The organism is Streptomyces niveiscabiei, from assembly GCF_001419795.1.
Classification (GTDB): domain Bacteria; phylum Actinomycetota; class Actinomycetes; order Streptomycetales; family Streptomycetaceae; genus Streptomyces; species Streptomyces niveiscabiei.
Genome location: NZ_LIRL01000891.1, coordinates 1 through 6509, shown reverse-complemented (window position 1 = coordinate 6509; position 6509 = coordinate 1). Strand labels below are relative to the sequence as shown.

Annotated in this window: 8 protein-coding genes; 1 reads left to right on the top strand and 7 read right to left on the bottom strand. The window is 69.5% G+C overall.

Annotated features, from left to right (window positions below):
* Positions 1-491 (top strand): DUF3566 domain-containing protein (locus AOK24_RS36390; protein WP_055724232.1); only part of this gene is annotated, 491 nt, incomplete at its 5' end.
* Positions 492-728: 237 nt separating this feature from the next.
* On the opposite strand, the gene AOK24_RS36385 is transcribed toward AOK24_RS36390, so the two are convergent.
* The 7 genes from AOK24_RS36385 to AOK24_RS49390 all read right to left on the bottom strand — a co-directional run bounded on the left by AOK24_RS36385 (position 729) and on the right by AOK24_RS49390 (position 6485).
* Positions 729-1886 carry a tyrosine-type recombinase/integrase gene (locus AOK24_RS36385; protein WP_055724230.1) on the bottom strand — a complete coding sequence of 386 codons (1158 nt, stop codon included), beginning with the start codon at positions 1884-1886 and terminating at the stop codon, positions 729-731.
* A complete protein-coding gene (locus AOK24_RS36380) occupies positions 1886-2104 on the bottom strand; it encodes a helix-turn-helix domain-containing protein (protein ID WP_055724229.1) in 219 nt (72 codons plus the stop codon). The genes AOK24_RS36385 and AOK24_RS36380 overlap by 1 nt, the downstream gene beginning before the upstream one ends.
* 477 nt (positions 2105-2581) lie before the next feature.
* Positions 2582-4057, bottom strand: coding sequence for a hypothetical protein (locus AOK24_RS36375; RefSeq protein ID WP_055724228.1), 1476 nt, complete (start codon positions 4055-4057; stop codon positions 2582-2584).
* Position 4058: 1 nt separating this feature from the next.
* Entirely contained in the window at positions 4059-4907 is an 849-nt protein-coding gene (locus tag AOK24_RS36370) for a bifunctional DNA primase/polymerase (RefSeq protein WP_055724227.1), read from the bottom strand.
* Complete coding sequence (locus AOK24_RS36365) at positions 4904-5533, bottom strand: DNA cytosine methyltransferase (protein ID WP_206191330.1); 630 nt, start codon at positions 5531-5533, stop codon at positions 4904-4906. The genes AOK24_RS36370 and AOK24_RS36365 overlap by 4 nt, the downstream gene beginning before the upstream one ends.
* Positions 5530-6228 (bottom strand): DNA cytosine methyltransferase, encoded by a 699-nt coding sequence (locus tag AOK24_RS36360; protein WP_055724226.1) that lies wholly within the window; start codon positions 6226-6228, stop codon positions 5530-5532. Before AOK24_RS36360 ends, AOK24_RS36365 begins: the two co-directional genes overlap by 4 nt.
* An 89-nt stretch (positions 6229-6317) precedes the next feature.
* Entirely contained in the window at positions 6318-6485 is a 168-nt protein-coding gene (locus AOK24_RS49390; RefSeq protein ID WP_165854470.1) for a hypothetical protein, read from the bottom strand.
* Between the last annotated feature and the right edge of the window lie 24 nt (positions 6486-6509).

Below are 6509 nucleotides of genomic sequence, written 5' to 3'. Positions count from 1 at the left end.
AGCGGCGCCAGGACCAGCAGGGTTCCGTGCCGTACCACCCGCCGCAGGCGTACGCCGCCGAGGAGACGGCGCCCGACGGTGTCGTCCGGCGGCCCCGGACCGGTGCGCGGACCGCGCCTCGGGTGCGCAAGGCGCGGCTGCGGGTCGCCAAGGCCGACCCCTGGTCCGTGATGAAGGTCAGCTTCCTGCTGTCCATCGCGCTCGGGGTGTGCACGATCGTCGCCTCGGCCGTGCTGTGGATGGTCATGGACGCGATGGGGGTCTTCTCCTCCGTCGGCTCCACGATCTCCGAGGCGACCGGGTCCAACGAGTCCAACGGGTTCGACCTCCAGTCCTTCCTGTCCCTCCCCCACGTCCTGATGTTCTCGACGATCATCGCGGTCATCGACGTCGTCCTCGCCACGGCGCTGGCGACGCTCGCCGCGTTCATCTACAACCTCTCCGCCGGGTTCGTCGGCGGCGTCGAGCTGACGCTCGCCGAGGACGAGTGAGCCGGGAACGGCTCCAGTGACCTGCGGCGAAACCCCGCGGGCCGGGGCNNCCTGATAAGGATGAGGCCACAGGTTCAAATCCTGTTAGCCCCACCTGCACAAAGGCCCCCAACCGATCATGGTTGGGGGCCTTTGACATCAGCAGATGACATCAACGGGTTTGCGGCGGCCGGTTTCGGGGCCGGTCGGCATGTGGGGTTACTCGCTGGTTTCCCCAGAACTTCCCCATCGAGTTCGTCACCCGAGGAGTGGGTTCTCCAGCAACTCCGCGAGCATGTCGACGGCCTCCCGCTCCGAGTCGCCAACGATCTGCGTGTAGATGTCCAGCGTCATCTTGATCTCACTGTGCCGCATGATCTTCTGTGCCACCTTGGGGTGGACCTTCAAGTAGGCCAGCAGCGAGGCGCACGTCTTGCGGGCGATCCGGAGCGTGATCCGGCGCACGCCGGAGCGCTTCAGGAGGCGGACGAACGTCCGGCCGAACCCGACCGGGTCTGTCAGGCCCCCGTGCTCGTTGGAGAAGATCACGTCATGGTCGGGGTCCTGGTGCCACTTGTCGCCGGCGATCTGCCGTTCCAGGTCCTGTAGCTCGAAGCGCTGTTCCAGGGCGCGGGCGCAGAACTTCGGGAGCGGGAGCGGGGCACTCGATGAGTCCGTCTTGAGGTTCTTCAGGATCAACCCCTTCCCCTTCACCCTCTGCACCTGCTTGACCGGGGTGAACTGGCCCGTCTCGAAGTTGATGTCCTGTCGGCGCAGACCCAGCAACTCGCTGCGGCGCAGACCGAGGACCAGCACGAGGACGAACGCCGCGAAGAAGCGGTGAGCGCGAGCAGAGTACAGGAACCGGATCGCTTCCGAGGGGTTCCACGCCTTGCCCTTGTCGGTGTCGACCTTGGGCATGTCGACCAGGAGGGCCACGTTCCTGGTGAGGATCTCCTCTTTGATCGCGCGGTTGAGGGCGTTCCGCAGGGTGCGGAGTACCTCGAAGCGGGTGGCCGCCGGCACTTCCTCGCGGGTGAGCAGTGCCATGACGCTCCGGACCTTGGCCGGTGTCAGGCGGGTGATCGAGGTTTTCCCCAGGTGTGGAAGGAGGTAGAGCCTCACCTTGGACTCGTACTTGGAGTAGGTGTTGAACTCCAGGTTCGGCTTGACGATGTGCTCGATCCAGTAGTTCAGCCAGTCCCCCACGCTCCATGAACGGGAGGGGACCGGAACGCCCTCCCGCTCCTGCTGCTGAAGCTTCCCCAGCTTCTCGTTGGCCTCGTCGTACGTCGCGCCGTACACGAACTTGCGGACGCTGTTGCCGTCGGTGTCCGTGACGTACGCGGCGCCCTGATAGCGGCCGTCCTTGCGCAGCGTGATGGTTCCCCCGCCGTTGGGGCGACGCTTGGCCATCAGGCGGCCTCGCCCATGCCGCGACGGATGAAGGCGTGCACCGCGTCGTCCGGGATGCGGCGGCAGGCGTCCACCTTCATGGAGGCGAGGCGGTTGGTGCGGATCAGGTCGTAGACCTTGGAGCGGCTGAGGTTGAGGCGGGCCATGACCTGGGGGACGGTGAGCAGGGCGGGAGTGTTGATGATGGGTGACTCCGTGTTCGAGGTACGCGGGCTCATGTGGTCCTCCGTGCGGGAGGCGCTCCCCGGGTGCGCAGGGGCGACCTCGTAGCCGGACGCTGAAGGTGTGACGCTGTGTCCGAAGCGGGGATTTCTGCGTCATTGCGTCACCTGCGTCAATCAGGGTTCTGACCTGCGGGTTTGGGTGACGCAGCATGGTGGGGGGTGCGTCACCCGTGACATGGGCCGTCCGTCACGGGTGACGCCGATGACGCGGGATGACGCGGGATTCGGCGTCTGCGTCACCCGTTGTCGTCGCAGGTCATCGGCCGTCTGTCGGGCCTGTGGTGACGCGGTGACGCAGGTCTTCCCTACTTAGGACAAAGAAGGGGTGGTGTCTGTGGGTTTTACGTACCGCTCAGGGCTTGAAGAACGGGCCGCTTCGCGGCGCGACCTGTGCAGGGCGGCGCTGCCGCCGACAAGCAAGAGGAGCACCCCGGGCCAGGCGTGCTCCTCTTGCTTGTCGGGTTGTGCGGGTCAGAACGCGGTCTGTTGTTCGGGCGGCGGGGGCGGGGCCTGGCGGCTGATTTCGATGTAGCGGGCGGCGCTGGTGCGGCCCCAGTCGACCAGGACGCGGCGTGCGGCCAGGGTGGGCTGGATGCGCCTCAGCCGGTCGGAGAGGACTTTGCCGGTGGTGGGCCAGCCCTTGGGCAGGGGGCGGCATTCCTCGCCGCTGTAGAGGGTGGTGAGGGCGTGCAGCCATTCCGCCGACGTCATCCGGACCTCTTCGCCCGGGGTGAGTTCGGCGGCGTGCTTGAGGACCGTCTGGGCCAGGAGGTCGCCCTCGATGACGTCGTCGTTGAGGTCGTCGAGGCTGGCCCGGTACGCCTCCAGGGTTCCGAAGCCGGTGGCGGTGTCGAGCTGGGCGCAGAGGTGGGCGAAGTCGGCCATGCGCAGGTCGGTGGGGGTTTCGGCCTGTGCGGCGCGGACGGTGACGGTGAAGTCGAGGAGGGAGCCGAGGACGACGGGCAGGATCTCGGCGTACTCCGTCCAGAGTTCCGCTTCGGTGCGGCGGACGCGGGGGCGTTCCAGGCGCAGGGTGAGGAGGCGTTCGGCGAGGTCGGGGCGGATGACGCCGACGTCGATGCCGGTCAGCAGCATGGGGCGGCGGTAGCGGGAGCGGACGACGTCGCCGTCGGTGAACAGGGCGCGCTTGATGCTCTCGGCTCCGGTGATGATGCAGCACATGAGATCGGACAGGTCCGGGGGCAGGTGGGAGAGGTTGTCCAGGGCGGTGATCCATCCGGCCGCGACCGCCGTGATCATGTTCTCTTCGTCCCTGGGCGCGCGGCGCAGGTCGCCGGTCATGCCCTCGATGATGCGTACGAGCATCCGGCCGCCTGTGGACTTGCCGGCGCCCTGGGGGCCGGTGAGGAACGGCGCGGGGACGGGCGCGGACGGGTCGAGGCAGCCGATGAGCCAGGCGATGGCGAGGGCTTCGGTGGGGGCGTCGGCGAAGTTGCACAGACCCAACAGGAGGTCGATGCCCTTGCCGTTGGTGTCCCGGACCGGGAGGGGGAGTTCCCCGGTGAGCTGGGTGCGCCGCCAGCACACCTCCTGCGGGTCGGGGATGCGGATGTCCCAGCCGGTGGGGTGGATGCGCACGGACTTGCCGTCGTCGCGTCCGAGGTCGAGCCAGGTGGCGCCGTCGAAGCCGGGGGCGACGCGGATGTGGGTGGGCTGTACCTGTTCGGTGAGGGCGAGTGCCTCGATCAAGTCCAACGCCTCCTTGAGGGCGGTTCCGTTGAAGACGCCGACCCCGTCGCGGAAGAGGCCGACCATAAGTTCCTGGCGGTGGCTTCCGGTGGTGCCCTGGGAGCGGATCGGGCGGGCGACGGGGTGTCCGGTGCGCTGCGCGTACACGGTCCCGTCCACGGTGCGGAAGTACCGGAAGTGGGACTGCGCGTAGTCGGTGATGACCTTGCGCGCGGGGTTCTTCTCGTCCTCGGACACGTCACATCCCCAGTCGGGCGAGGGCGTTGGTCCACGCCTCGGTGCAGTGCCGGGGACTCTCGCCCTTGGCCTGAGCGGCGGTGAACAGCCGGCCGATGTGCGCCTCGGTGAGGCACCCGCACGCGCCGTGCGCGGACAGCACCGCGAGGAACGTCCGGTAGACCGTGTGGTGCACGGCGCTGCGGGCGTCGGTGATGCGCTGTTCCGCCATGGCGATCCCGCGTTCGAGGTAGGCGGGGGTGCGGTGACGGCACGCCCCGCCCCCGGCGGGCGCAGGCACGACGACAGCCGATGCCACGGGCCGGGCGGGGGTGGGCTGGCGTACGGCGAGCGCGCGCACGGCGTCCGGCAGGGGTGCCGGGGTGCCGGTGCCGGGGCCGAGCCAGCGGGCGTAGGACATGAGCGACTTGACGTCGACACCCGGGCGGACCGCGTTCGACGAAGGCATGGCGCCCTCGTAGATCCAGTGCTCGCCCCGCGTCGTCGCCACGGTCCGGGTCGCGGGGAGGGTGACGCGGGCCCACGTGACGGCCGCCTCGTTGTCGAGGTCAACGACGGTGAGTCCGGCGCCGCCGGGGTGGTACGCGACCGCCGCCGCCTCGCGCCACGCCGGCGCCCACGCGGGCGAGGTGAGGACGCGGGTGTCGGTGGTGGCGGCGGCCCACGCGTGGCACGGCGACGGGCACGCGCACGGTCCAGGCGTCTTCATGTTCGGCCGTCCGCCGCACGCGTTGCCGGTGCAGGCGCGGCAGTTGCCGAACGGGACCTTCCCCGCCCGCAGCGGCAGCACGGAGACGCCGGCCGCCGCGAGGGCGAGGGCGGTCCGCAGGACTTCAGGCACCGTGTTCATGCCGCTTCCCTCCCTTCCAGGGCGAGGAACTGGGCGGCGATCCAGTGGGTGTAGGCGGGGGGTACGGCCTGGCGGGCTTCGATGCTGGTCATCCAGGTGCAGCCCATGGCGTCGGCATAGGCACGCTCGCCCTTGTGGGTGAAGGCCAGCAGCCCCTTGCGGTGCCAGCACGGCGGGACCAGGTCCCCGCCACCGCCCCACGACGTCTCGAACACGCGGTGACGGCGCACGTCCAGCCCGAACTGGGTCCCGCACAGCAGGTAGTCCGGCCTCAGCGGGGCTTCGGGAACGTTCTCGATGACCCACGGCAGTCCCGACGCTTCCAGCCGTTCGCGGCCGGGGGTGAGGAGGTCGGGGTGGTCCGCGCGGCTTCCGCGCCATGCGGTGACCCGGGCGAAGTGCTGGCACGGCCACGACGCGTGGACCAGGTCGAAGCCGTCCAGGGGGAAGGTGAGGGCGTCGGCCTGGTGGAAGGTGAAGGGGTAGTTCGGCTGGGGGCGGTTGTCGACGCCGACGACGTCGAACCCGGCGAGGTAGTAGCCCATGGACAGGCCCCCGGCGCCGCAGCACAGATCCAGCACCCGCAGCCCGTTCGGCCTGCGGAGCGGCAGCACGCGCGCGTTCACGCAGCCACCCCCGTCGTACCGGACGCGGTGAGGTGGGCGAGGGCGGCGCGGCCGATGTGCTGGGTGTAGGCGGGCGGGATGCACTCGCGGATGCCGTCCCGGTTCATCCACGGCACTCCGAGCACCTGGCGGGCGAGGGCGACGCCGGAGAAGTTCCCGACGTACTGCCCATACCAGCCCGGCGGGACGGGGCGCCCCATCTTGGCCTGGGGCACGGTGTGTTCGGGGTGTCCGGGCTGGGGAAGGGTGAAGCCGCCGCCGGTCTCGAAGTACCGGTGCCGGTACGTCTCAACGCCGAGCATCGGCCCGCACAGCAGCACCGGCCCGTTCAGCTTCGCCAGCGCCCCGCGCACGTTCTCGATCACCCACGGCCGCCCCGTCGCTTCCAGCGCCGTACGGGTCGGGGCGATGAGGTCGGGGTGGGTGTTGCCCTGGATGCGCTGACAGTCCGAGTCGTGCTGGCACGGCGGGGACGCGTGGATGAAGTCGAAGCCGGCGCCGTGTTCGCGGACGAACGCGACCGCGTCCGCCTGCACGAACCGGTACGGGTAGCGGGGCTGCGGGGCGAGGTCTACGCCGACGACGTCGAACCCGGCATCGGCGTACCCCTTCGCGGCGCCGCCCTGGCAGCAGAACAGATCCAGCAGCAGCGGCCGGGGGCCGCGTACTCGCCGGAAGAGGGTCGGTTGGGTCATGCTGGGAGACCTCCAACAGGTCTGATGAGGACCGGAGACAAGAGCGGCCCCGGATTCTTTGGCGAGATGGGGGGCCGCTCTTGGCGTAGCTAGAAGTCGCTGCCGGTCTGGTGGGCGACGTAGCCGGGGCAGTAGGAGTCGGGGCAGGAACAGCCGCCGCACTCGTTGCAGATGTCGTCGGAGCACTCGTCACACAGTTCGTGGCCGGGGCATCCGTAGTCGGCGCACTCGTCGCAGTACGTGTCGTCGTCGAACACAGAAACTCCTGTTCAGCCGTGGAA